The organism is Bradyrhizobium sp. SZCCHNS1022, assembly GCF_032484835.1.
Taxonomy (GTDB): Bacteria; Pseudomonadota; Alphaproteobacteria; order Rhizobiales; family Xanthobacteraceae; genus Bradyrhizobium.
The window spans coordinates 125,566-149,031 of record NZ_JAUETT010000007.1 but is presented as its reverse complement, the minus strand read 5'-3'; the positions used below and the strand labels follow the sequence as shown (position 1 = coordinate 149,031).

22 protein-coding genes are annotated in these 23,466 nt (G+C 65.1%); 9 read left to right on the top strand and 13 right to left on the bottom strand.

Features of this window, described 5'->3' with window-relative positions; translation table 11 throughout:
• Nucleotides 1-50: 50 nt before the first annotated feature.
• Nucleotides 51-1,151, bottom strand: a complete 1,101-nt coding sequence (locus QX071_RS31010; protein WP_315703012.1) for a TauD/TfdA family dioxygenase — start codon at nt 1,149-1,151, stop codon at nt 51-53.
• A 135-nt stretch (nt 1,152-1,286) separates the two neighbouring features.
• The gene (locus QX071_RS31005; RefSeq protein WP_315703011.1) at nt 1,287-2,210 is read right to left on the bottom strand and encodes a LysR family transcriptional regulator; all 924 of its coding nucleotides are present in this window, start codon (nt 2,208-2,210) and stop codon (nt 1,287-1,289) included.
• Nucleotides 2,211-2,391: 181 nt separating this feature from the next.
• Here QX071_RS31005 and QX071_RS31000 point away from each other — a divergent pair, with 181 nt between their 5' ends.
• The gene (locus QX071_RS31000; RefSeq protein WP_315703010.1) at nt 2,392-2,796 is read left to right on the top strand and encodes a hypothetical protein; all 405 of its coding nucleotides are present in this window, start codon (nt 2,392-2,394) and stop codon (nt 2,794-2,796) included.
• 19 nt (nt 2,797-2,815) lie between these two features.
• Here the strand turns inward: QX071_RS31000 and QX071_RS30995 are convergent, their stop codons facing one another.
• Nucleotides 2,816-3,082 carry a hypothetical protein gene (locus QX071_RS30995; RefSeq protein WP_315703009.1) on the bottom strand — a complete coding sequence of 89 codons (267 nt, stop codon included), beginning with the start codon at nt 3,080-3,082 and terminating at the stop codon, nt 2,816-2,818.
• Nucleotides 3,079-3,663: a sigma-70 family RNA polymerase sigma factor gene (locus tag QX071_RS30990; RefSeq protein ID WP_315703008.1), complete on the bottom strand. Its 585-nt coding sequence runs from the start codon at nt 3,661-3,663 to the stop codon at nt 3,079-3,081. The genes QX071_RS30995 and QX071_RS30990 overlap by 4 nt, the downstream gene beginning before the upstream one ends.
• A 123-nt stretch (nt 3,664-3,786) precedes the next feature.
• Between QX071_RS30990 and QX071_RS30985 the strand changes: the two genes are divergently transcribed.
• Entirely contained in the window at nt 3,787-4,650 is an 864-nt protein-coding gene (locus QX071_RS30985) for a protein-L-isoaspartate O-methyltransferase family protein (RefSeq protein WP_315703007.1), read from the top strand.
• An 8-nt stretch (nt 4,651-4,658) separates the two neighbouring features.
• Here the strand turns inward: QX071_RS30985 and QX071_RS30980 are convergent, their stop codons facing one another.
• The 5 genes from QX071_RS30980 to QX071_RS30960 form a co-directional block, all read right to left on the bottom strand.
• Nucleotides 4,659-5,885, bottom strand: a complete 1,227-nt coding sequence (locus tag QX071_RS30980; protein WP_315703006.1) for an MFS transporter — start codon at nt 5,883-5,885, stop codon at nt 4,659-4,661.
• A gap of 88 nt (nt 5,886-5,973) precedes the next feature.
• Nucleotides 5,974-6,600, bottom strand: a complete 627-nt coding sequence (locus QX071_RS30975) for a cell envelope biogenesis protein TolA (RefSeq protein ID WP_315703005.1) — start codon at nt 6,598-6,600, stop codon at nt 5,974-5,976.
• Between the two features lie 215 nt (nt 6,601-6,815).
• Nucleotides 6,816-7,037 carry a hypothetical protein gene (locus QX071_RS30970; protein ID WP_315703004.1) on the bottom strand — a complete coding sequence of 74 codons (222 nt, stop codon included), beginning with the start codon at nt 7,035-7,037 and terminating at the stop codon, nt 6,816-6,818.
• A gap of 255 nt (nt 7,038-7,292) precedes the next feature.
• Complete coding sequence (locus tag QX071_RS30965) at nt 7,293-7,973, bottom strand: substrate-binding domain-containing protein (RefSeq protein WP_315703003.1); 681 nt, start codon at nt 7,971-7,973, stop codon at nt 7,293-7,295.
• 36 nt (nt 7,974-8,009) lie between these two features.
• Complete coding sequence (locus QX071_RS30960) at nt 8,010-10,064, bottom strand: NAD(+) synthase (protein ID WP_315703002.1); 2,055 nt, start codon at nt 10,062-10,064, stop codon at nt 8,010-8,012.
• A gap of 96 nt (nt 10,065-10,160) precedes the next feature.
• Between QX071_RS30960 and QX071_RS30955 the strand changes: the two genes are divergently transcribed.
• Nucleotides 10,161-11,015: an NAD-dependent epimerase/dehydratase family protein gene (locus tag QX071_RS30955; RefSeq protein ID WP_315703001.1), complete on the top strand. Its 855-nt coding sequence runs from the start codon at nt 10,161-10,163 to the stop codon at nt 11,013-11,015.
• Between the two features lie 21 nt (nt 11,016-11,036).
• On the opposite strand, the gene QX071_RS30950 is transcribed toward QX071_RS30955, so the two are convergent.
• Entirely contained in the window at nt 11,037-11,717 is a 681-nt protein-coding gene (locus QX071_RS30950; protein ID WP_315703000.1) for a TetR/AcrR family transcriptional regulator, read from the bottom strand.
• A gap of 96 nt (nt 11,718-11,813) precedes the next feature.
• On the opposite strand from QX071_RS30950, the gene QX071_RS30945 reads away from it, so the two are divergent.
• A complete protein-coding gene (locus QX071_RS30945; protein ID WP_315702999.1) occupies nt 11,814-12,743 on the top strand; it encodes an SDR family NAD(P)-dependent oxidoreductase in 930 nt (309 codons plus the stop codon).
• 87 nt (nt 12,744-12,830) lie between these two features.
• Here QX071_RS30945 and galU read toward each other — a convergent pair whose 3' ends face one another.
• Nucleotides 12,831-13,706, bottom strand: a complete 876-nt coding sequence (gene galU, locus QX071_RS30940) for a UTP--glucose-1-phosphate uridylyltransferase GalU (RefSeq protein WP_315702998.1) — start codon at nt 13,704-13,706, stop codon at nt 12,831-12,833.
• A gap of 218 nt (nt 13,707-13,924) precedes the next feature.
• Here galU and QX071_RS30935 point away from each other — a divergent pair, with 218 nt between their 5' ends.
• The 3 genes from QX071_RS30935 to QX071_RS30925 all read left to right on the top strand — a co-directional run bounded on the left by QX071_RS30935 (nt 13,925) and on the right by QX071_RS30925 (nt 19,557).
• Nucleotides 13,925-15,319, top strand: a complete 1,395-nt coding sequence (locus tag QX071_RS30935; RefSeq protein WP_315702997.1) for a lytic murein transglycosylase — start codon at nt 13,925-13,927, stop codon at nt 15,317-15,319.
• Between the two features lie 158 nt (nt 15,320-15,477).
• Nucleotides 15,478-17,613 (top strand): copper-containing nitrite reductase, encoded by a 2,136-nt coding sequence (gene nirK / locus QX071_RS30930; RefSeq protein WP_315702996.1) that lies wholly within the window; start codon nt 15,478-15,480, stop codon nt 17,611-17,613.
• 228 nt (nt 17,614-17,841) lie between these two features.
• Entirely contained in the window at nt 17,842-19,557 is a 1,716-nt protein-coding gene (locus QX071_RS30925) for a DUF459 domain-containing protein (RefSeq protein WP_315702995.1), read from the top strand.
• A 97-nt stretch (nt 19,558-19,654) separates the two neighbouring features.
• On the opposite strand, the gene QX071_RS30920 is transcribed toward QX071_RS30925, so the two are convergent.
• Nucleotides 19,655-20,023, bottom strand: coding sequence for a CsbD family protein (locus tag QX071_RS30920; protein WP_315702994.1), 369 nt, complete (start codon nt 20,021-20,023; stop codon nt 19,655-19,657).
• A 185-nt stretch (nt 20,024-20,208) separates the two neighbouring features.
• Complete coding sequence (locus tag QX071_RS30915; RefSeq protein WP_315702993.1) at nt 20,209-20,859, bottom strand: YqgE/AlgH family protein; 651 nt, start codon at nt 20,857-20,859, stop codon at nt 20,209-20,211.
• A 136-nt stretch (nt 20,860-20,995) separates the two neighbouring features.
• On the opposite strand from QX071_RS30915, the gene QX071_RS30910 reads away from it, so the two are divergent.
• Nucleotides 20,996-21,835: a protein-disulfide reductase DsbD domain-containing protein gene (locus QX071_RS30910; protein WP_315702992.1), complete on the top strand. Its 840-nt coding sequence runs from the start codon at nt 20,996-20,998 to the stop codon at nt 21,833-21,835.
• A gap of 246 nt (nt 21,836-22,081) precedes the next feature.
• Nucleotides 22,082-23,458, top strand: a complete 1,377-nt coding sequence (locus QX071_RS30905; RefSeq protein WP_315702991.1) for a lipopolysaccharide biosynthesis protein — start codon at nt 22,082-22,084, stop codon at nt 23,456-23,458.
• Nucleotides 23,459-23,466: the final 8 nt, after the last annotated feature.

The following is a 23,466-nucleotide window of genomic DNA, read 5'->3' as shown; positions in this document are numbered from 1 at the left end:
TTCGTCCTCCGGGAGAAGCCGCGAGACGCTTGTCCCGCGGCTTCCGATCGTTACGCAAATGCCGGCGTCATCGGCTCCATGGGAATCGAGAGCGCCTTCCGGTTGGGGATGTTGACGCCGCCGCGCACGGTGCCGCGGGCGATGTTGACCCAGCGCTCCGCAATGGCCGGATGAAGCTCACGGCCGTCCGGGAAAGAGAGCCAAATGCGCATCAGATGGCGTTTCTCGGCCTGATCGGGCCAGTCCTCGAACGAGGTGCGCGAATGCAGGACGACATGGTTCTGCACGAACTGGAAATCGCCGGGCTCGAACGGGACCTTGATCGAGAAGGTCGGATCGTTGCAGATCGAGAAGAACAGCTTCGTCGCTTCCCATTGCTGGTCCGTCATCTTCGGCGCATCCTCGAATCGGCGAGCCGAATTGAGATATTCTTCCAGCGGCGCGTAGGCATTGAGTTGTCCGCCCTGCCACATGAATACGGGAATGCGCATCCAGGGCTGCTTGCCTTCAGGCACCTCGCCGCGGCGATCCACCGTCACTGGCTGATAGAGCGCCCGGCAGAGTTCCGGCGCCTGGCGCATCATCTCGTCATGGACGGCGATCGCACTGACCAGCGCGCTTTCGCCGCCACGCATTGCGGTATGGATGCACACGAGGCCGACGACGTCGCAGGAATCGGAATGGAACGACAGGCCGGCCGACGTCTGCGTCAGACGCTTGTTGTAATCGTCGACCTTGGTGCCGATATCGATGACGTGACCGATCATGTGGCCGTTGCGGTTCTGCGGCACGATGTCGCCGAGATGCAAAGACAAGCCCCAGTAGATGCGCATCAGCATGTCGCGATCGTATTTGGCGACCGGCAGCCCGCGCATGTAACCGAAGCCAAAACGATTCAGAATGTCGTTGCGCAGCAAGGCGAGCTTGGGGGCAACGTGGGACAGCGGGAAATCCTCCTTGCGGATGTCGAGGATGTCGATTCCTCGTTCCTTGGTCCCCGCGGCCGCCTGTTCCAGCTCGGCGATCTCGTTCTCGTCCAGACGGTGAATCCAGCTCTGGTTGTTTTCGAGATCGACGGTGCGCCAAGCGAGCTCACCGCCGACCGGTCCGGGCGCCGTCTCGAAATCGACATTCACTTTTGGCAGGTTCAAGGCTCGTCTCCCTCCAGCTCGATTGCTTCACTTACGTGACCGCAGCTCGGCCGGACCTTAGGGAGGACGAAACACAAGAATGTAACAATCGCAAAACGCTGCCTAATGGGAAGCAATGCTTCTGCTTATGAGTACCTAACTCATATGCGCCGCTGCCGAGCGCAGCTGAGCAAGCGTGGTCCGCAGTCCTGCATCGAGCACCTTGTCGATGCGCAATGCGAGACAAAGCCGCCGTTGGATCGGCCCTGTGATCGGCCGGCTGACGATGTCGGGGCCGAGACAATTGGTCGCAAGACGGGGAATCAGCGATGCGCCGAGACCGGCACCAACGAGCGTCTTGATGGCCTCGATGCTGCCGAGCTCCATCGCGGCGATCGGCTTGACACCATCGCGCTGGAACCACGCGTCGATGATATCGCGAGTGCGTCCCGCCGGGTCGAACAGGATCAGCGGCAGGCCTGCGAGGTCGCGCGGACGCAAGGTCTCAGGAAGTCGGCACGCGTTCGCTTTCGGCACGATCGCGACGAGATCTTCAACCAGGATCTCTTCGACGTGGATCGTGGGATTCGGGCGAGCCGGATCGCCCGTGATCAAGCCGACATCGATCGAGCCGTTCTCGACGCCCTTGACGATCTCGTCGGTGTTCCCCGTGACGACGAGGACCTGCAGCTTCGGTAATTGAGCACGGATTTGCGCCAGCGGTTTCGGAAGAAAATGGATGCAGGCCGTCGCACCGGTCCCAAGACGGACCGTTCCCGTGCCATCGTTGCGGAATTCGGCAATCGCGGGCTCCATCCGCTCGACCGCAGCGAGCGCCTGCCGCACCGGTGCCATCAATGCGCGCCCCGCCTGCGTGGGCAATATCCGGACACCGACACGTTCGAGCAGTTTCACCTGCAGCAGCTTCTCCATTTCCTGAAGCTGCTGGCTCACGGCCGACTGCGAGACGCCGAGCAGGCGTGCGGCAGCCGACGCGCTGGATCTTTCAACCGTCAACAGAAATGCGCGCATCTGTCGCAGCGTGATCGCATGGTGCAGCGGTCTGGCCGATCGCTCCACCGCGCATCTCCTTTCGTCGTCACGCGACGGACGTGCCTTGATATTGGCCATAAGCGCCGTTCAAGCATGGTCAGAAGTAGATCTTATGACAAGAGCAGCTTGCCGACGAGCGACTGTCATCAGCAAGAGACATTTCAAGAGCTTTATCCGCGTCCCGACCTTGGATTGATTGCGGCTCTACGTGAATTACCCTGCACTCGTTCGGAAATGGCTGGCGAAACGGCTCACGCTGCCGTCCGGCCGTCATGCGATTGTCATGCGGATGATCGCACGGGACATCACGGCGTGGCAATCGGAGCGGCTACATCTGCGAGCGGAGGCGGATGCGACCGGGTGGTTGATCGCTCGTCTCGCGCGTAGTCCGAACAACACGCCGCTCGCTGCGCTATCGGACACGGACCGCCTGGCACTCGTCGCCGGCATTCGAGACATGCATCGCTCGGTCTACGGCGTGCCAATGTTCGTCGAGCACGCGCGAACCGGTGCACCGGCAGACGATTGCATTGCAGAGTTCATCGATCGCTACGCGGCGGCGCGCGAGCGCTTTGCGGAGGCCATCGTCTTGGCGGAGCGAACGATCGCCTGACAAAGCGCGCGGCACCGGCTCAATGCCGCTGATGCAGCGATAGGCGCGCAGACCCGTCCGATTGCGGAGCAACTCCCGGCTCGACCGGGCCCGTCCCAAGACCTTTGGTGGTACATCCCTCGGCTTCCGCGCATGCGGCCTTGACGAGCACATCGACTTCACCGGCTGTCATCGCGAGCTGCCCTCCGTGCATTTGCCGCACGTCCTCGTCCGTCGCGGTGAGGATTTCCTCGCTCAGCGCATCGAGCAGGCGGACCAGTTCATGAGGTGGTTGCCAACGGGTCACGGCACGCTCCAGGTTCGTTGATGGCGCATGAGAGTGCGGCGCATGCGTCGCCGCGCGGTGTCGTAGTCGAGATCGGAAATGTCGTAGGTCCGGCAGATGTCCTTTGCTGTCAGGCCGCACGCCATCCCTGCTATGATCTTCAACACCACCGGATCGGCCGAGAAGAGCCGATAGATATCAGCCAGCGCGTTGACCGAACTGACGATCCGCTCGGAATCCGGAGCATCGTCAGCGGGCTCGTCGCGGCCCTGGTCCGGATCGTCGCAGCTCACCAGAAGCCGCTGCTCATACCGTGCACGCCGCCACTGATCGTCGCAGATGCTGCGCATGACTCCGGCCAGAAACGGCAGAATGGCGACGCCAAATGGCCAGGGACGCGATCCGTCGAGAACGCGGACGATCGCTTCGTGGAGGATGTCGGTCCAGCCAAGCCCTCCCGGCAACCCCCGGCTCCAGAGATGCGCCAGCGCCCGGAGCCGCACGAGATCGGCTTCGGATAGCGCCTGGATCGCGCCCCAAACATCGGCCGCAGACCGGGCCACCGCGACGCTGCTCACCGAGGAAAGTGTCGTTCGTTCCATGACGATCACTATGCGATCAGACTCGCCGGATGCGGACAGGCCATCCAAATTTTTTTTGAGCCTGTCCGCGCGAGCGGGTCGTGATCGCATCGTATCTGTCCAACCGCGACAGGAGAAAGCCTCATGGACACATGCCTGGCGGCAGCGCGTCGCTGGTACGCTGAAGACTTGCGCTACAAGACCCCGGTGCTGGCCAATCCGGAACTGATCCGGGCATTTGCCGTGGTCCCCCGCGAGCAATTCGTCGGTCCCGGCCCTTGGCGCATCATCCCGTCTCCCTACGACGAGCCGTTTCTGACGCCCGACAATGACCCGCGCTGGCTTTATCATGACATCCTTGTCTCGATCGACGCCAGCCGCAATCTCAACAACGGAATGCCGAGCTTCTGGGCACGCAATCTGGACCGGCTCGACCTGAGGCCGGGGGAGCGCGTTCTCCAGATCGGCGCCGGCACCGGCTACTATTCGGCCGTGATAGCAGAGATCATCGGCCCCGATGGTTTGGTCACTGCCGTCGAAATCGACACTGAGCTGGCATCACAGGCTCGCTCGAACCTTGCGGGCTGGCCGCAGATCGATGTGATCTCAAATGATGGCCACATCGAAGCCGGCGAGTTTGATGCGATCATCGTGTTCGCCGGATGCACGCATCCGTCGCGAGGATGGCTCGAGCGCTTGGCCGAGGGCGGCAGGCTTCTGCTGCCACTGACCACCGAATCTTGGCGGGGCTTCCTGCTGCGTGCCACCCGGCGCGGCAACGCTTTTGCGGTATCATCGATCGGCGGAGTCAGCATCTTTCCTTGCGTTGGGCAGCGTGATGCCGAAGCCAGCCAACGCTTGGAAAGTGCGATGAAGGGCTTGGCGCCCTTGAAGATCCCAATTTGCGCGCTCCATCTCGGCGCCCCTGCGCATGCCGAGATGGAGCAGGTCTGGTACCAAGCCCCTGGCTTTTGGCTGGAACGCGAGCCCATCGCGACCACCGGCTAAGCCTCGACCTACGCCGACACCTGCGCCGGCGCGGGCTCCGGCTCCAACTTCGGGAACGGCCTGAACGTCATGGCGATCAGGAAGGCGCCGAGGCCCATCAGCCAGGAGCCGATGTAGAGCCAAGCATAGCTGGAAAAGGCGTCGTAGATCAGGCCGCCGGCGAGCGGACCGGTCGCCATGCCGAGGCTGCCGGCCATGGCGGTGCCGCCGATGACGGTGCCCATCATCCGCAGCGGAAAATTCTCCCGCGCGATCGCGGCGTAGAGCGGCATGGTGCCGGCATAGATGAAGCCGAACAGCGCGGCGACGGAATAGAACGCGGCGAGCTCGCGCACGAAGACATAGGCCAGTGCACCGAAGGCCTGCGCCAGCAGGCCGAGCACCAGTACGCGCTTGGCGCCGAAGCGGTCGCCAAGCAGACCGAATGCGATCCGGCCGCCCATCCCGGCGAGGCCCTCGACGCTGTAGATCGTCACCGCCGCGATCAGCGGAATGCCGCAGGAGACCGCATAGCTCACGGTATGGATGATCGGGCCCGAATGCGTGGCGCAGCAGAAGAAGTTGGTGGCGAGCAGGATCATGAACTGCGGCGAGCGCACCGCCTGCGACAGCGTCATCTCGGACGGCGCGGTATCCTGCCCGGGCGCGGCGGCTTCGCGGCGCTCGGGTGCGGGCGCACGCCGCACCAGCAGCGACACCGGGATCATGATCGCAGAGACGACGACGGCGATGAGCCGCATCGAGGTCCGCCAATCGTGGCTCGAAACCAGCCAGGCCGCGAGCGGCGACATGGTCATCGGCGCCATGCCCATGCCGGCCGAGACCAGCGACACCGCGAGGCTGCGATGAGTCTCGAACCAGCCGGTGACGGTCGCCATCATCGGCGCGAAGATCGCGGCCGTCGCGCCGCCGACCATGAGGCCGAACATCAGCTGAAACGTGATCAGCGAGGAGGCGAAGCTGGCCAGCGCCAGGCTCACCGCCAGCAGGATCGAACCGGTCAGCACCACCGGAAGCGGCCCGACGCGATCGGAGAGCGTGCCCCAGCCCATGCTGGTGAAGGCCATGGCCAGGAAGCCGATCGTCATCGCGCTGGACACGCCGGCCACCGACCAGCCGGTGTCGGCCGCGATCGGCTTGAGGAAGACCGGCAGCGAAAACATTCCTCCGATCGCGACGCAGCCCAGAAGACCGCCGGCCGCGACGATGACCCACCGATAGCGCGATGTGCTCATGCCTTGCTCTCCATGCATCCCATACGGTTCAAAGACGAACGGGACATGGCCGGGTCGACACAGCCTACTCTGTTTTTTTCAGCAGTGCTTATCCCTGTTCCCGGGCCCGGCGCAGCGCGGCTTCCAGCTTCGCCTTCTCCTGCCCCCATCGCTCAGCCTCGGCCTGCGTCCGCTCATCGAGCGCGGCGCGCTCGGTTTCGATGGCATCAGCTCTTGCCTCATGCGCGCGCCGGGCCTTCTCGAGCGCCGCTTGCGCCTTCGCCGCCGCCGTGTCGCGCCGGGCGCGCGCCTTCACCAGCGCGGCCTCTTCCTTCTGCCGCTCGGCCGCGCGCTGCTTCTGCGCCCGCGCGAATGCCAGCGCCGCCGTGCGCTCTGCCGCCTTATCGGTCGTCCGCGACGATGGGCGCGCTGGTGTACGAGGAGATTTCCGTGGCCTGTCGCGCTCGGGACCTGCCAGCCTCGTCGGCAGGCCGGCATGCTCGGTGAAGGGCTGGTTGGTGCCGACCTGGCGCTTGAGCACGATGCCGGGCTTCGCCAGCGTGGCGGCGACGATCGCGCGATCGTCGGTTTCCCTGGCGGCACCCTGATGGAAGAGATTGCTGCGCGCGCCCCACGCCTCCAACGCCGCCTTCATGGACGGCGCCGCAATCGCCAGGTCGAAAAAGCCGAGCGAAGTTTGAAAGGTCTTGAGCTTTCGTGTGAGCTTATTCGCCATCCCGCCCGCGCCCGATCGGTGAGGCTACACCTTATACCAAACCGGCAGGTTCGACCGGCGTCTAACAGCAGCGCGTAGCCCGCCGGCGACGCGGCCCAGTCTGCTCAGGCTTGCAGGGACACGCTCCCCCATGCGTCAAGAAAGCCCCGGAGGTCCGGGGCTTTCTTACGCTGAACGAAGCTTACTTTGTGGTCGCTGAGTGGAAGCTCACTCGCTTACTTCGACATGCTGCCGGCTTGATTCGTTCCCGGACCGACATTGCCCTGGCTCGACGGATTGGCGCTGGTGCCGGAGCGCATGTTCGAGCCCGTCGTGGTCTGCGACGAGGTCGCGGAGTGATGATGCCTGGTCTTGTGCGATTTCGCCTGAGCGGCAAAAGGAGCGGCCGCCAGGGTCGAGGCAACAAGCACGGCGATAGCGAGCTGAGTCGTCTTCATGAATGAATCTCCGTTGGTTGAACTCACGCACGCCCAACCCCCGCGCGACATAGGAGTTCCATCCTGCGGATTACGCCTTTTTAACCTTGGGTTGTCACCGGCTCCACCAACGCGGTCAAACAATTGATAACAGGCGCTTTTCCCGTCGACCTTCGCGTTCATCATTGCTGCCTTGCGGGGCGGCGGCGAAGCGTCGTTGCTCATCGCCCTCGGAGCGCCACCTTGGCAAAATCGCAGAAGCGGCAGCCTGCGGCCTCACGCGGGCGTCATGCCGTGACGCCGCTTGGTCTCCGCGGTTTCGTCGGAGGCGAGAAAAGCGATGAAGGCGCGGGCGGCATCCGGCTGCGTCGCAGCCTTGCAAAGGCCGGCGGCGAATACCGTGCCCGGCTGCAGTGAGGCCGGCAACAGACCGACGACATCGATGCCGGGGGCGCCCATCATCTCGCTGAGCTGCTGGAAGCCAAGTTCGACCTCGCCATCGGCCAGCAGCTTCGCAACGGGAATGCCGGGCTTCGCCTGCACGATACGATCCTTGACCACGTCCTCCAGGCCCCAGTCGCGGGCGAGCTTCAGCACATGCGTGCCGCTCGGGCCGGTGGAGATGCCGATCGAACGCGCGTTCGCCATCGCCGCGCGCACGCCGGCTTCGCTCAGCTCCGGCCGCGGGCTGCCTGCACGCACCGCCAGCGCCATCGGCGATTCCGCCATGTTGACGATGCTGCCGGGCACGAGACAACCATCGGCCTCCAGCTTCGCCAGCGCGTCCGAGGCAAGCACCGCGATGTCGAACGGCTCGCCAGCGCGGACGCGCTTGGCGGCATCGACGCCGCCGACGGATTCGATCGTGACCGCCTCGCCGGTCGCCTCCTCATACGCCGCCGCGAGCTCGGCCAGAATCTGCCGCGTCGCCATCGAGGAAATGCCGGTGATGCTCATCATATGCTCCGTTGAAAATCGCTTGGCCGCGCCAGGTCAAGCCTTGACGTCGCTCGGCACGTTGCGCGCGAGCTCCTCGAGCCACGCCGCGGCGTTGCCGTCCGACGGCGCGCGCCAGTCGCCGCGTGGCGATAGCGAGCCGCCGGCCACCACTTTCGGCCCGTTCGGCATCGCCGAGCGCTTGAACTGGCTGAAGGCGAAGAAGCGCCGCAGGAACACCTCCAGCCAATGCTTGATGTCGGCGAGCGCATAGGCGCGCCGCTTGGCGGCCGGAAAGCCCGGCGGCCACGCGCCGGCATCGGCATCTTTCCATGCGTGATGCGCCATGAACGCGATCTTCGACGGACGGAAGCCATAGCGCAGCGTGTAGAACAAATTGAAGTCCTGCAGCTCATAGGGGCCGATCGCGGCCTCCGTACTCTGCGGCGTCTCGCCCTCCGCGACCGGCACCAGCTCCGGCGAGATCTCCGCCGCCAGAACCTGCTCCAGCGTCTTGCCGACCTCATCAGAGAATTGCCGGGTCGCGACCACCCAGCGGATCAGGTGCTGGATCAGCGTCTTCGGCACGCCGGAATTGACGTTGTAATGCGACATCTGATCGCCGACGCCATAGGTGCACCAGCCGAGCGCAAGCTCGGACAGATCGCCGGTGCCGAGCACGATGCCGCCGCGGTCATTGGCGAGGCGGAACAGATAGTCGGTGCGCAGGCCCGCCTGCACGTTCTCGAAGGTGATGTCGTAGACCGCTTCGCCGCGTCCGAACGGATGGCCGATATCCTTCAGCATCTGCGTCGCCGCCGGGCGGATGTCGAGCTCGGTGGCGCTGACTTGGAGCGCGCGCATCAAGGCGTGCGCGTAGGCCTTGCTGGCGCTGCCGGTGGCAAAGCCCGGGAGGTTATAGGCGAGGATGTTCGTGCGCGGCAGGCCGAGCAGGTCCATCGCCTTCGCGGCGACGATCAGCGCATGCGTCGAGTCGAGGCCGCCTGAGACGCCGATCACGATGCGCTTGGTGCCGGTGGCGCGCAGCCGCTGCGTGAGCCCGGCGACCTGGATGTTGTAGGCCTCGTAGCAGTCCTGGTCGAGCCGCGCCGGATCGCTCGGCACGAAAGGGAAGCGCTCGAGCTTGCGGACGAAGCCGATGTCATCGGCGGGCGGCGCGAGCGCAAAGCCGATGCGGCGATAGCTCACGCTGTCCTTGGCGCGCACGCGGGCATTGTCGTCGAAGGTGCCCATCAGGGCACGTTCCTGGCGCAACAGATCGAGATCGATATCGGCGAAGATGGTCTGGCCGGTCTGAAGGAAGCGCTCGCTTTCGGCAAGCAGCACGCCATTCTCGAAGATCGAGGTCTGGCCGTCCCAGGCAAGGTCGGTGGTGGATTCGCCGACACCGGCAGCTGCGTAGATATAGGCAGCGAGACAGCGCGCCGATGTCGACTGGCACAGCAGCGAACGCGAACTCGCGCGCCCGACCGTGATCGGGCTGCCGGAGAGATTGACGAGCACGGTGGCGCCGGCGAGCGCCAGCTCCGAGGCCGGAGTGACCGGAATCCACATGTCCTCGCAGATCTCGACGCCGACGACGAGGCCCGCGACGTCATCGGCGGCAAACAGCAGGTCGGTACCAAACGGCGCGGTCGCGCCGGCGACCTCGATCTGCTGGCCGACGATGCCGGCGCCGGACGCGAAATGGCGGCCCTCGTAGAACTCGCGATAGGTCGGCAAATAGATCTTCGGCACCACGCCGAGGATCCGGCCGCGATGAATGAGGACGGCGCAGTTGTAGATGCGATGGCCGAACCGCAGCGGCGCGCCGACGATCAGCACCGACATCAGCTCACGCGATCCGTCCACGATGTCGGCAAGGGCGCGCTGGACGGCATCCAGCAGCGGGTCTTGGTTAACGAGATCCTCGATTGCATAGCCGGAGACGCAGAGCTCCGGGAACACGGCCACCGCGGCGGACCTCGCATGGCAGGCTCGCGCCGTCTCCAGGATCGCGGCCGCATTTGCGGCGGGATCGGCGACGTGCGACGTCGTCACACAGGCCGCAACCCGGGCAAAGCCGTGCCGGTAGATCGATTGGAAGCTCATCGCGCGCCGTCTCCTTTCGGTCCTTATATGACATCGGCTATTGAAAGTGCCAGCGCAAGCGCGGATGGCGATCGCCATCCAGGATAAGGCGGACCCATGAACCTCTTCGTCATCGGCCTCGGCTACACCGCAGGGCGTTTCGTCCAGCACTACGGCGATCGCTTCGCCCACACCTCCGGAACGGTCCGCACCGAAGAAAAGCGCGCGCGGCTTGCGCCGCTCGAGCTCGATCTGTTCGACGGCACCACAGCCGCTGCCGAGACGATCGCCAAAGCCGCCCGCGCCGACGTGATCCTGATTTCCGTGCCGCCGGGCCCAGCCGACGATCCCGTGCTCGGCGCCTTCGGCCGCGCGATCGCCGATGGCAATGCGCGGCGCGTGATCTATCTTTCGACCATCGGCGTCTATGCTGACCATCAGGGAGACTGGATCGACGAGGACACGCCGCTCGCGCCGGAGCATGATCGCGTCAAGGCAAGAGTGCAGGTCGAGGCGCAATGGCGCGCGCGGCTCGGCGACCGGCTCGCGGTGCTCAGGCTTGGCGGCATCTATGGACCCGGTCGTAATGCGCTGGTCGAACTCCGCGCCGGGCGGGCGCGACGCATCGTCAAGCCGGGCCAGGTGTTCAATCGCATCCATGTCGACGATGCGGCCGCGGCGATCATGGGCGCGATCGCACCGAAGGCCGGCGGCACCTGGAATATCTGCGACGACGAGCCGGCGCCGCCGCAGGACGTGATCGCCTATGCGGCATCGCTGATGGGCGTGGCGGCGCCGCCGGAACAGCCGTTCGAGACCGCGGAGCTGTCGCCGATGGCGCGGAGTTTCTATGCCAGCAACCGGCGGGTCCGGAATATAAGGGCCAAGCGGGACCTTGCGCTTCGCTTGCGCTATCCGAATTACCGCGCCGGCCTCGATGCGCTATGGGCAGCCGGCGAAGGGCAGCCATAAGCTGCCAGCCAGCGGCTGCTTTCACGAGGATCGCTCGACCTCGCCCCCCGCACCGGCCAACGTATACCTCAGCCCGCGCGCGAACAATCGCAGTGCCCCCTCTTCCGGAGGAATGGCGCCAGGCGCGTTGCGTCGTCCCAATGAACCATCGATGCGCAGCATGGCGAGCCCGTGGGCGAGGCCCCAGGCAGCGACCGCCGCATGATCGAGCGCCGGCATAGAGCTTGTCAGCGCCGAGCTTTCGGCAAGCGCAGCCCGGATTGGCACGAAGCTCGCCTGCTTGGCTTCGGAGACCTGCGGATAGGCATGCCAATCGGGAACGCCGACGCCGAACATCAGGCGATAGAGCTGCGGATGAGCCGCAGCAAAACCAATATAATCCAGGCCGAGCGCGATCATGCGCTGCTCTCCCGCCGCCACGCGCGCGGCGGTTTCGGCCTGCGAAGATGCGAGCGCGCGAAAACCGGCTTCGGCAACCGTCGCCAGCAGATCCTCCTTACCGGAGAAATGATTGTAGGGCGCCGATTGTGACACGCCGGCGGTGCGCGCGACCGCGCGAAACGACAGCGCCTCGGCGCCTTCCCGCTCCAAAAGCTCGGTCGCGGCCACGATCAGCGCGCGCCTGAGATCACCATGGTGATAGGGGCGCGGCTCCTTAACGGCGCGCTTTCGGACAGGCTTTGTGCGGCTCGGCTTGGTCATCCAACTCACATGTTGACAGTGATCATATTTTACATAGAATGATGTTATCAGCGTTCACATTACGGCACAAACGCAAGAAGCAGGGAGTGCACAACCATGGACGAACGACCGACCACTCCAGCCCCCTCGCGCCGCAAGGCGCTCACCCTCGCCGGCGTCGCCGGCGGGATCGCGCTCGGCGCTGTTGGCGGCGTGGCGCTGGCGCAGGCGAGCCGTTCGCCCGCCCCCACTATCGTCGAGGCGCCCAAGCGCTTTGCAGGAAAGGTCGTACTGATCACGGGGGCGACGTCCGGCATCGGCCGCGCCGCCGCCTTGGCGTTCGCGCGCCAGGGCGCGGCGGTGGCCTTCTGCGGCCGCCGCGAGGGGTTGGGTCGCGAGGTCGAAGAGCAGATCCGGGCTGCGGGTGGTCGCGCGCGCTACATCCGCGCCGATGTGCGCGAGGAGGCCCAGGTCGAAGACTTCGTCCGACAGGCGGTCGATACATTCGACGGGCTCGACATTGCGCTGAACAATGCCGGCATCACGCTGGAAAAGCCGCTGCATGAATTCGCCGCGGCGGAATGGAACGACATCGTCGCTACCAATCTGCGCGGCGTATTCTTCGCGATGAAGTATCAGATCCCGGAAATGCTCAAGCGCGGGGGCGGCACCATTCTCGTCACCTCGTCGTCGAACGAGCATCGCACCAGCGCCCGACGCAGCGTCTATACCGCCACCAAGTCCGGCCTGATCGGCCTGGTCCGGTCGGCGGCGCTGGACTATGCTGAGAAGGGCATCCGCATCAATGCGATCGTACCGGGCACCACCGACACCGCACTGGTCCGGCGCGTCGGCGGCACCGAGGCGATGCCCGACGCGATGTGGGAGATCGGTGCCGCTCAGTGGGCGCGCGTCAATCTGCCGGGGATCAAGCGGATGGCTAAGCCGGAAGAAATCGCGGAATTCGCGGTTGCGATGGCCGCTCCGGAGCTGACCTACATGACCGGCTCGGCGCTCATCGCGGACGGCGGCTCGGGCTCCGGCTAGAGCTTGCCATCACCGCGAGGTCGCGCTCTCAGACCGACAAGGGCCGCGGGATGCGCGGCCCTGCGAGCGTTCAAACGACACCTTGGCTCAGCCCTCGAGATATTTCCTCATGTCCTCGCGCAAGCTTTCGCGCAGGTCAGGGCGCGCCATGCCGAAGGCGATGTTGGCGCGCAGGAAGCCCGACTTCGAACCGCAATCGTGCCGTTCGCCCTCGAACTCCACGCCATAGAACTTTTGCGTCTTGGACAGGCCGATCATCGCATCGGTGAGCTGGATCTCGCCGCCGGCGCCGCGCTCCTGCGTTGCCAGGATCTTGAAGATCTCCGGCTGCAGGATATAGCGGCCGGTGATCGAGAAGTTCGATGGCGCCGTGCCCTTCGCCGGCTTCTCGACCATGCCGTCGACCTCGAACATCTTGCCGTCGCGCTTGCCGACGCCGCAGATGCCGTATTGATGGGTCTGGTCGGCCGGCACCTCCTGCACGGCCAGCACATTGGACTTCTCCGGCAGCTTGCCCGCGGCGGCGATCATCTGGGCGAGGCAGCCCGGCTTGTTCAAGACCAGTTCGTCCGGCAGCACCACCGCGAACGGCTCGTCACCGATGATGTCGCGGGCACACCACACCGCATGCCCAAGCCCGAGCGGCGATTGCTGCCGGGTGAAGCTGACTGCGCCGGCTTCCGGCTGGTCGCGCGCAAGGATCTCCATCTCGGTCTTCTTGCCGCGCGCGGCCAAAGTCGCATCGAGCTCGTACATCCGGTCGAAATGGTCTTCGATCGCGGTCTTGTTGCGCCCGGTCACGAACGCGAAATGCTCGATCCCCGCTTCCTTGGCCTCATCGAACACATATTGGATCAGCGGCCTGTCGACGATGGTCAGCATCTCCTTCGGCATCGCTTTGGTGGCGGGAAGGACACGGGTGCCGAGGCCGGCGACCGGAAAAACAGCTTTGCGGATTTTCATGGGGCGAAACTGGACCTTGCAAAGATATGAATGCGAAATGGATCGCATCCTGGTAGCTGGTTTGCAGCCGAGAACAAAGGCGGATGTTGGCCAACAGTTCCAGACAGCCAGGGTGCGCTGCAGAAAATTTGCCTGCGGATGAAACCGGAGGTTCGTTAATCTTCTGGAAACCGAGACAAGGCCTCCTGGACGCCTGATTTGTGAGGCAGCGAGTGAACATGGGACGACGAACGGAACCATCCGCGATTCTGCTGGCCGGCGCCGTGGCACTCGCCGCTGCCGTCACCTGCGCAACCCCGGTCCGCGCCCAGTCCGGCAACAATCCCTTGAACTTTCTTGACAATCTCTTCACCGGCTCTTTCGCCAAGGGCAATGCGAGCAATGCGCAGTCAACGCCCCCGGCGCCGGGGGGCGGCCCGCTGCCCTGGAGCGGGGAGGACGGCGCCTCCGGCCATCCGCTGATGACGGCGGCTGCGATTCGCGAGGCGGCGGCGAATTTTGATAACTGCATCGCCGGGATGTGGCCCGATGCCGCACGGCGCGGCATCTCGCAGGAGAGTTTTCAGCGGTTCACGGCAGGGCTGTCCCCCGACCTGCGGATCATGGACCTGCTCGATGCGCAGCCGGAGTTCACCAAGTCGATCTGGGAGTATCTGGATATCCTGGTGAACGACAACCGGCTGGCCAAGGGCCGCGAGGTGCTCGCCACCTACAAGGCGCAGTTCGATGCGACCGAGCGGGCCTACGGGGTCGACCGCTACATCATCGCGGCGATCTGGGGCATCGAGTCGAACTATTCCACCCAGATCGGCGATCGCAGCGTGCTGCAGTCCACCGCGACCCTCGCCTGCATCGGCCGCCGCCAGGCCTATTTCAAGGAAGAGTTCCTGTCGGCGCTGGAGATCCTCCATCACGGTGACCTGAGGCCCGAACAGATGCGCGGCTCCTGGGCCGGCGCCTTCGGCCCGACCCAGTTCATGCCGACCGCGTTCAAGCGCTACGCGGTCGATGCCGACGGCGACGGCCGCCGCGACGTGGTCGACAATGCCGCCGACCTGATCGCCTCCACGGCCAACAACCTCAAGAAGGACGGCTGGCAGACCGGCCAGAGCTGGGGCTACGAGGTCGTGGTGCCGCAGGGCTTCAACTACATGCTGGCGGACCGCGCCAAGGTCATGACCCTGGCGCAATGGGAGCAGATGGGCCTGAAGCGCCCCAACGGGCAGGCATTTCCGCGCTCGGCCGACAAGGCCTATCTGCTGGCCCCGGCAGGCGCGCAAGGGCCCGGCTTTCTGATGATGCAGAATTTCCGCGTCATCATGAAATACAATCCGGCCGAGGCTTACGCGCTCGCGATCGGCCATTTCGCCGACCGGCTGCGCGGCGGCCAGCCGTTCGTCCAGGCTTGGCCGCGCGAGGAGCGCACGCTGTCGCGCGCGGAGCGGCTGGAGCTGCAGCAGCTGCTCGCCGAGCGCGGCTTCTACCGCGGCACGCCGGACGGCCAGTTCGGCGGCCAGACCCGCGAGGCGCTGCGGAACTTCCAGGCCTCGATCGGCGCACCGGCGGATGGCTTCGCCTCCGCCGAGGTGCTGGAGCGGCTGCGCGGGCGCTGATCTGTGCCCCCCGCCATCACTGGTGATGGGCACGCGACGCGGCGGTTCATCGCTACTCCGCCTCGACACGTTTGCGGGAGGTGCCTGCCCTCAAACATATGTTGGTTGACGGACGCGCGTGATGCACCGAGATTCCGCAAAACGCTTGCGGAAGCAGCATGGATCGAATGAGGCCCACGCTCGTCGGGGCGGCTCGCCGATGGTCGATACTCCTGCTCGGAGTGGTGCTGATCGTTGGTGGTTTCTCGCTGGCCACGATCTTGTACCCGCCAGGCAGCACGATGCCGGCGTCCAGCCAGACGGACACAGAGCCGGGAAAATCGCAGGCTGAAACCGCTCTCACCCCCACCGCGCAGAACGCGTCGATACCCGAGCCCGCAGCGTCACAAGAGTCGAAACAACAGCCCGCATCGGCTGCGCCGGCCGTCCAACAAGCTCCGGCAACACAGCAATCCTCGCCCCGACAGCCGCCCGCGACGAACCACCAGCCGCACGCGGCGCAAGCTGCGCCGGAGTCGCAAACCAGCGGCCAAGGGCGGGCTGCCTCGCCAAGCCCAAGCCCTTATCCAAGCCCAAGCCCGGCAGCGGCAGTAACGACAACCGCCGGCGATCCAGCGGCCGGCCGCCTGGTCTTCCGCAAGTGCCAGGCCTGCCATTCGATTGAAGCGGGCAAGAACATGCTCGGCCCTTCGCTCGCCGGTGTCATCGGGCGCAAAGCGGGGACCGAGCCGAACTACAACTACTCGCCGGCGATGAAAGGAGCCGACATCGTCTGGAACGCGCAGACGCTCGATCGCTATCTCAAAGATCCCGCGAGCGTCGTCCCCGGCAATAAGATGCCCTTCCCCGGACTGAAGACCGATCACGACCGTGCCGATGTGATCGCCTTTCTAGCCGCATCGTCGGGCGCGGCCACAGCACCCACAACGCAGCAGGCTCCCTCGCCGGCGCCCACGCCCCCACCTCCGGTCTCGCAAGCCCCGCAGACGGTAACGGGAGCCGATATCGGCTACGTCGCCGACGCGAAGTACACGTTGAGATCCGCCATCGCTGAAGGGCGCATGGTCTATATCGGAGTCGGCGGCGCCATCGACGGCAAGGTCAATCCGGTCCTGACTGCGGTCGAAGGGCAAGTGGTTCAGCTCACGCTGATCAACGGCGAAGGCGCCGAGCACGACGTCGTATTCCCGGATCAGGATGCGAAGTCGCCGAGGGTGACAGGCAAGGGCGCCAGCACGACGATCGCATTCCGCGCGGCGAGGTCGGGCGACTTCGTCTATTATTGCAGCGTGCCCGGGCACAGGCTCGCCGGCATGGAAGGCCAGTTCATCGTGACGCCGCGGGCCGCACCACAGACCGTGGTCGAGGCCGACATCTCCCGTGAACCTGGCGATCTGCCGCCACCGATCGGCAAACGCGACCCGCAGACGGTCCGCGTCGATCTTCTCAGCGTCGAGGTGGAAGGCCGGCTCGCGGAAGGCACGACGTTCGGTTACTGGACGTTCAACGGCAAGGTGCCCGGTCCTTTCATCCGCGTCCGCGTCGGCGACACGGTCGAGATTCACCTCAAGAACTCGGCCGACAGCGCCATGATCCATTCCGTCGACTTCCATGCGGCAACCGGTCCTGGCGGCGGCGCCGCATCGTTGCAGGTCGATCCAGGCGGTGAGAAGTCGATGACATGGAAGGCGCTGGTGCCGGGTCTGTTCGTCTATCACTGCGCCACGCCGATGGTCGCCGAGCACATCGCGAACGGGATGTACGGAATGATCCTGGTCGAGCCGGAAGGCGGGCTGCCGCCGGTGGATCACGAATTCTATGTCATGCAGGGCGAAATCTATTCCGACATCCCGTACGGCCAGCACGGCAGCGCCGAGTTCAGCGTCGAGAAGCTGCTGGACGAACGGCCTGAATATTTCGTGTTCAACGGCTCGGTCGGCGCGTTGAGCAAATTGCACCCGCTGCATGCGAAGGTCGGCGACACCGTGCGGATCTTCTTCGGCGTCGGCGGGCCGAACTACACCTCCTCCTTTCATGTGATCGGCGAGATCTTCGACAAGGTCTATCTGCTTGGCGGGATAACCACGCCGCCGCTCCGGGGAATTCAGACCGTGACCGTCCCGCCGGGAGGCGCTGCGATCACCGAGTTCAAAGTCCAGGTGCCCGGCAACTACACATTGGTCGATCACGCGCTTGCTCGCGCTGAGCGTGGCCTGCTCGGAATTCTCAATGTCGAAGGCCCGCAGAACCCGGACATCTATAACGGCGAGTTGATGCCGGGCATGGGGCACTGAGATGGGCGGTCGCGTGCCGCCTGATGCGGGTGGCCTTGGCCCGGTCCCAGATACCTTTTTATCCATTTCACGGAGGATCAGCGGCCGCCCCCGCGACTGAAAGGAACTTTCCGCCGCTGTTGCGAACCTTCGCAGAGGGATTCGCAACCACCCCGTGAATGCCCGTTTGCGGCCGGATTTGGCTGCTACTATATGGAGACACATGATTTCGCCGCGTGACCGGGCCGCATGTCCAAGCTGAAGTCCCTCATCAAGCTCCTGAACGAGCCCGGCCTGTTGGTCGTGCTGGCGGTGGCGATTGCGATGCTGGTCGGCATCGCTGGCCCGGCTTCTGCCCAGTTCTTCAATTTCAATCCGTTCAGTTCGCCACCTCCTACCCGCCAAGCGCCGCGCGGCGGCGGCTGGTTCGGCGGCGACTTCTTCTCGCCGTTCCGCGAGCCGCAGCAGCCCAGGAAGGTCTACCAGGACTTCTCCAAGGCCCCACCTCCCGAGAAGCGCGACAACGCACCCGAACGCTATGTGCTGGTACTCGGTGACGGCATGGCAGACTGGCTCGGCTACGGGCTGGAGGACGCCTATGCGGAACAGCCCGACATGGGCGTCACCCGCAAGATCAAGACCATCTCGGGGCTGATCAAGTATCAGCCGAAGGGCGAGCCCGCCGACTGGGCGACCGCCGCCAAGGGCATTCTCGCCGGCGAACGGGCAGACGCCATCGTCATCATGCTCGGCCTCAACGACCGCATTTCGATCCGCGAGCCGGTGGTCGAAAAAACGGACAAGCCCGACGACAAGAAGGCGGACGATAAGAAGCCTGGCGACAAGACCAAGAAGGACGCCAAGGCGAAGGGAAGCGACGGCAAGCCGGAGCAAAAGACCGACACGGCCGCGGCGAAGCCGGATGACAAGCCGGTTGACAGCGAACTGCCGCAGGACGACGCCGAGAGCGGCGACACGCCCGCGGCGGCCCCGGGAAAGGCCGCACGTTCGCCGAACGGCATCTACGATTTCCGCGATGACCGCTGGGTCGAGCTTTACGTCAAGAAGATCGAGGAGATGATCGCGGTCGCCAAATCAAAGGGCGTTCCGGTGATCTGGGTCGGGTTGCCGGCGATCCGCGGCACCAAGGGCACGGCCGACATGCTGTTCCTGGATTCGCTCTATCGCGACGTCGCCGGCAAAACCGGCATCACCTATGTCGACGTGTGGGACGGCTTTGTCGACGAGGCCGGCCGCTTCCTGCAGAAGGGCCCGGACTTCGAAGGCCAAATTCGCCAGCTGCGCACCTATGACGGCGTCTATTTCACCAAGCCCGGCGCCCGGAAGCTGGCGCATTATGTCGAGCGCGAAATCACGCGCGTACTGGCAGGGCGCTCGGCGCCGATCGAGCTGCCGAGCGAGCCGGCGACGCCCGATGCCAATGCGGTGCCGGGCCAGCCGGCGCCACGGCCAATCGCGGGACCGATCGTTCCGCTGGTCGCCTCATCGGTCGGCACCGACCAGTTGCTCGGCGGTGCGGGCAGCCGGCCCGCTCCCGTGGATGCATTGGCGGCGCGGACCTTGGTGAAGGGTGAGCCACTGAGCCCGCCAGCCGGACGGGCCGATGATTTCGCCTGGCCGCGACGCGAGGTCGGCCGCGAGCAATCCAAGGAGCCGCCGAAAGAGCAGACCCAGCCGGAAGCGCCGATGGCCGCCGCCACGCCGGGCGAGCCGGCCGCAACGACAGCCCAGCCGACCCCGCAAAAGCCGAAGCGGGCTGCGCCACAGAACGCGACACCTCCGGCGCAGGCGCAGCAGCCGGGCCAAGCGTTCCGCGAGTTCTTTGGCGGCGGCGCCCCGCAACAGCCGAAGCCGCCCGCGGCACGCAGCCCGAATCCAGGACCGCCGCGGCCGCCCGCTAATGTCGGCCATTCAGCGGCGGTGCAGGACGCGCCGGCCCGTTAGACTCTCTCGATTGCAGCTGAAACAAATCGGCCGATGCCGTCTCCCCTGGGAGACGAACACCGGCCGATCGCAATTGAACGCGCGGAAAGCGCGCGGCTCAGTGGCGCCAGCGCTGCGGAGGCCGGCTGGGACGGCTCATCAGAAGCGCCAGCGCAAAGCCGATGCCGCCGGCCACCAGAAGCGCACCGATCGGATTATCCTGCACGCGCTTGGCGAGCGCCTGCGTGCCGTCGCGCAGATTGTCGACGCGATCGCCACCGATCGTATCCTTGGCGAAATTCATCGCGGCGTCGCCGGCATCGCGCGCCGCATCCTTGGCCTGGCCGTAAAGATTCTGCACGACGCCCGAGGCTTCGCGCGCGCGGCCCGAGGCCTGGGTCTGCTTGTCACCGGTCATCTCGCCGACGCCGCTCTCGACCTTGCCTGCCATATCCTTCGCCGTTCCTATGATCCGATCCGTGTCCATCGCGCCTCTCCTCGTGCTCGCTTGGGGGACTTGCCGCCCAGCTAACCGGCAACAGCGGTGGCAGTTCCCAGGACGCAGCAAGAAGACGCAGGAGGAAGCGACGAAAAGCGGCGGCCGATGAAGCACGAGGGACCCGACGCTTTCGGGCGAGGCCCGCCCAGTTGCGCGAGAACCAGGAGCGCGCCTCAGGCGTGTCCGGCTGCGTTCGACAGCATGCCGGGATCGATCCCGATCTTGCGCAGCGCGAGATCGTATTTGTCCTCGACATTGTCGCCGAAGATCAGCTCCGGATCGGCATCGCAATGCAGCCAGCCGTTCTCCTGGATCTCTTCTTCGAGCTGGCCGGCCCGCCACCCGGCATAACCGAGCGCGAGAATGGCATGCTTCGGTCCCGTGCCATTGGCGATCGCCTTGAGAATATCGATCGTCGTGGTCAGGCAGACGCCGTCGTTGATCTTCAACGTGGCGTTGGCGATGAAGTAATCGCTCGAATGCAGCACGAAGCCGCGGCCGGTATCGACCGGGCCGCCGCTCAACACCTTCATCGTCTCGGCGCTGCCGGGCAGCTCGATCTGGTCGGCCTTGTTGATGATGTTGAGTTGCATCAAGAGCTGTGGGAAATCGATGCTGCCGGCGGGCCGGTTCACCATGATGCCCATGGCTCCTTCCGCGGAATGCGCGCAGAGATAGATGACCGAGCGCTCGAAGCGCGAATCGCCCATCACCGGCATCGCGACCAGCAACTGGCCATCGAGATAGCCGCCGTGAGAGACATCATCGCTGATGCCCGTCACTCTCCGGCGAAGATCGCCTTGCCGCTTTGCCTCAGGATTCATCGGCGCAAACTCTCATGCTTCAGATCATCCTGATATTGGGATGGGGTTCTGTCAATCAAGGCCGGCGTTCACACTGGCTTTTTCGCTCACAACCAATTCAATGGTTTAGGCCTGCACTCAGCATTAGAGACGTCTCATGACCGCGTTCGTTCCAGTTCATGCCCGCCGCGGATTCGCCGCGGCGCTGCTCACCTCTTGCCTGGCTGTCGGCGCCTCGGCGCAAGACGCCTCACCGTGGCAGCGCGAGGGCCATTCCGCGGTGCGACTGCTCGCAGGCTCGCGCAGCGGCAACGTGCTGCTGGGCGGTATCGCCTTCCAGCTGCAACCGGGCTGGAAAACCTATTGGCGGACGCCAGGCGATTCCGGCGTGCCCCCGCGGTTCGATTTCTCGGCGTCGGAGAATGTCGAGGCGGTGACGGTTCTGTGGCCGGCGCCAACCAAGTTCGACGATGGTGCCGGCGGCCATTCACTCGGCTACCACGACCAGATCGTGCTGCCGCTACGCATCGTCGCCAAGAGCACGGACAAGCCCGTGACGCTGCGTGCGGACATCAGCTACGCGGTGTGCGAGCGGATCTGCATTCCGGTCGACGCCAAGGTCGATCTCGCCTTCACCAGCGTTGCGAGTACCGAGGACGGCGCGCTCTCCGCGGCGCTCGACGCCGTGCCGAAGCCGGCCAATGTCGGCGATCCCAACCCGCTGACGATCCGCGACGTCAAGCGCGACGGCCCGTCCAATGTCATTGTCGACGTGGTGACGCCCGACCCGAAGAACGTCAATCTGTTCGTGGAGGGACCGACGCCGGAATGGTCGCTGCCCGTCCCTGCTCCCGCCGAGCACAGTCCGCCGGGCGTGAAACGTTTCACATTCGCGCTGGACGGCGTGCCGCCGGGCACCAAGCCCGACGGCGCGGCGCTGAAGTTCACTCTGGTCGGCGCGGACAAGGCTTACGAGTTCAACGTCAACCTGCCGTGACCGTGAATCGGACGACCGCTGCACCACCCTCAGCTGTCGTCCCGGCGAACGCCGGGACCCATACGCCGCGGCCGCCAAGACGAAATCGACTGGTCGACTTCATCCTTAAACAATAACATTCCGTGGTTATGAGACCCTGCTTTCGCAGGGGCGACAACATGGCGCCATCCAACCGAATCTTAACGGCCGGTTGATACAGACGCGGATCGCCGCCCTCTCGCGCGGACATGACAGTGGACCGCAGCCGTGGCCGTGATGGACACCGAACACCAACCCGCAGAAGCTGGCCTGATCGCGCGGCTCAAGGCGAGGCTTCGCTTAGCCGGTGACGGTAGCGACGCCTCGCTGACCCGCCGTTTGGCGGGACTGATCTTCCTCATTCGCGTCGTCAGCGCGGGCCTCGCCTATCTGTCGCAGATCCTGCTGGCGCGCTGGATGGGCGGCGCGGACTACGGCATCTACGTCTATGTCTGGACCTGGGTGCTGCTGCTCGGCAGCATGCTCGATTTCGGCCTCGCTTCCTCGGCGCAGAAGCTGATCCCCGATTATCGCGCCCGCGGCGCGCAGGCGCATTTGCGCGGCTTTCTCTCCGGCAGCCGCTGGCTGACCTTTGCGACGTCCTCATTCGCGGCACTGCTGCTCGCCGGCGTCGTCCATCTGCTCTCGCCCTGGATCGATGCGAACGAGGTCATGCCGCTCTATATCGGCTGCGCCACCCTGCCGGCCTTCGTGGTCGCCAACACGCAGGACGGCATCGCCCGCTCGCATGACTGGATGACGCTCGGGCTGATGCCGCAATTCATCATCCGGCAAAGCCTGATCATCGGCTTTACCGCAGGCATGGTTGTGCTCGGCCTGCAGCTCGGCGCCACCGCCGCGATGCTCGCCAGCGCAGCTGCCGTGTGGCTCGCGATGATCGGACAGATGATCGCGCTCAATCGCAGGCTCGGTGGCCACATCGAAGCGGGCGCGAAGGCCTACGATGTCGGCGGCTGGCTTGCGGTCTCGCTGCCGATCCTGCTGGTCGAGGGCTTCTATCTGCTGCTGTCCTACACGGACGTGCTGGTGCTGCAGCAATTCCGTCCCTCCGAGGAGGTCGGCGTCTATTTCGCGGTGGTGAAGACCTTGGCGCTGGTGTCGTTCATCCACTACGCGATGTCGGCGACCACGGCACATCGCTTTGCCGAATATCACGCGCAAGGCGACACCGCGCGGCTGTCGGCCTATGTCGCGCACGCCATCAGCTGGACGTTCTGGCCCTCGCTCGCCGCGACGCTGACCCTGCTCGCGCTCGGCGAGCCGCTGCTCTGGCTTTTCGGGCCACAGTTCACGGCCGGCTACGACATCATGTTCATCGCCGCCATCGGGCTCGTGGTGCGTTCGGCGATCGGCCCGGTCGAGCGCCTGCTCAACATGCTCGGCCATCAGCACGTCTGCGCACTCGCTTATGCGTCCGCCTTCGTCATGAACCTGGTGCTGTGCATCGTGCTGGTGCCACGCTTCGGCGGCCATGGCGCCGCGGCCGCGACGTCGTTGTCGCTGACGTTCGAGACCGCGCTCCTGTTCTGGATCGTCAAGCGCCGGCTCGGCCTGCACGTGCTGGCGTTCGGCGGCCGCCGCTAACTACGCCG

Coding starts and splice junctions, on each gene's coding strand:
- QX071_RS30990 (WP_315703008.1), bottom strand. CDS start 3,663: ATGGAACGAACGACACTTTCCTCGGTGAGCAGCGTCGCGGTGGCCCGG.
- QX071_RS30985 (WP_315703007.1), top strand. CDS start 3,787: ATGGACACATGCCTGGCGGCAGCGCGTCGCTGGTACGCTGAAGACTTG.
- QX071_RS30980 (WP_315703006.1), bottom strand. CDS start 5,885: ATGAGCACATCGCGCTATCGGTGGGTCATCGTCGCGGCCGGCGGTCTT.
- QX071_RS30975 (WP_315703005.1), bottom strand. CDS start 6,600: ATGGCGAATAAGCTCACACGAAAGCTCAAGACCTTTCAAACTTCGCTC.
- QX071_RS30970 (WP_315703004.1), bottom strand. CDS start 7,037: ATGAAGACGACTCAGCTCGCTATCGCCGTGCTTGTTGCCTCGACCCTG.
- QX071_RS30965 (WP_315703003.1), bottom strand. CDS start 7,973: ATGAGCATCACCGGCATTTCCTCGATGGCGACGCGGCAGATTCTGGCC.
- QX071_RS30960 (WP_315703002.1), bottom strand. CDS start 10,064: ATGAGCTTCCAATCGATCTACCGGCACGGCTTTGCCCGGGTTGCGGCC.
- QX071_RS30955 (WP_315703001.1), top strand. CDS start 10,161: ATGAACCTCTTCGTCATCGGCCTCGGCTACACCGCAGGGCGTTTCGTC.
- QX071_RS30950 (WP_315703000.1), bottom strand. CDS start 11,717: ATGACCAAGCCGAGCCGCACAAAGCCTGTCCGAAAGCGCGCCGTTAAG.
- QX071_RS30945 (WP_315702999.1), top strand. CDS start 11,814: ATGGACGAACGACCGACCACTCCAGCCCCCTCGCGCCGCAAGGCGCTC.
- galU (WP_315702998.1), bottom strand. CDS start 13,706: ATGAAAATCCGCAAAGCTGTTTTTCCGGTCGCCGGCCTCGGCACCCGT.
- QX071_RS30935 (WP_315702997.1), top strand. CDS start 13,925: ATGGGACGACGAACGGAACCATCCGCGATTCTGCTGGCCGGCGCCGTG.
- nirK (WP_315702996.1), top strand. CDS start 15,478: ATGGATCGAATGAGGCCCACGCTCGTCGGGGCGGCTCGCCGATGGTCG.
- QX071_RS30925 (WP_315702995.1), top strand. CDS start 17,842: ATGTCCAAGCTGAAGTCCCTCATCAAGCTCCTGAACGAGCCCGGCCTG.
- QX071_RS30920 (WP_315702994.1), bottom strand. CDS start 20,023: ATGGACACGGATCGGATCATAGGAACGGCGAAGGATATGGCAGGCAAG.
- QX071_RS30915 (WP_315702993.1), bottom strand. CDS start 20,859: ATGAATCCTGAGGCAAAGCGGCAAGGCGATCTTCGCCGGAGAGTGACG.
- QX071_RS30910 (WP_315702992.1), top strand. CDS start 20,996: ATGACCGCGTTCGTTCCAGTTCATGCCCGCCGCGGATTCGCCGCGGCG.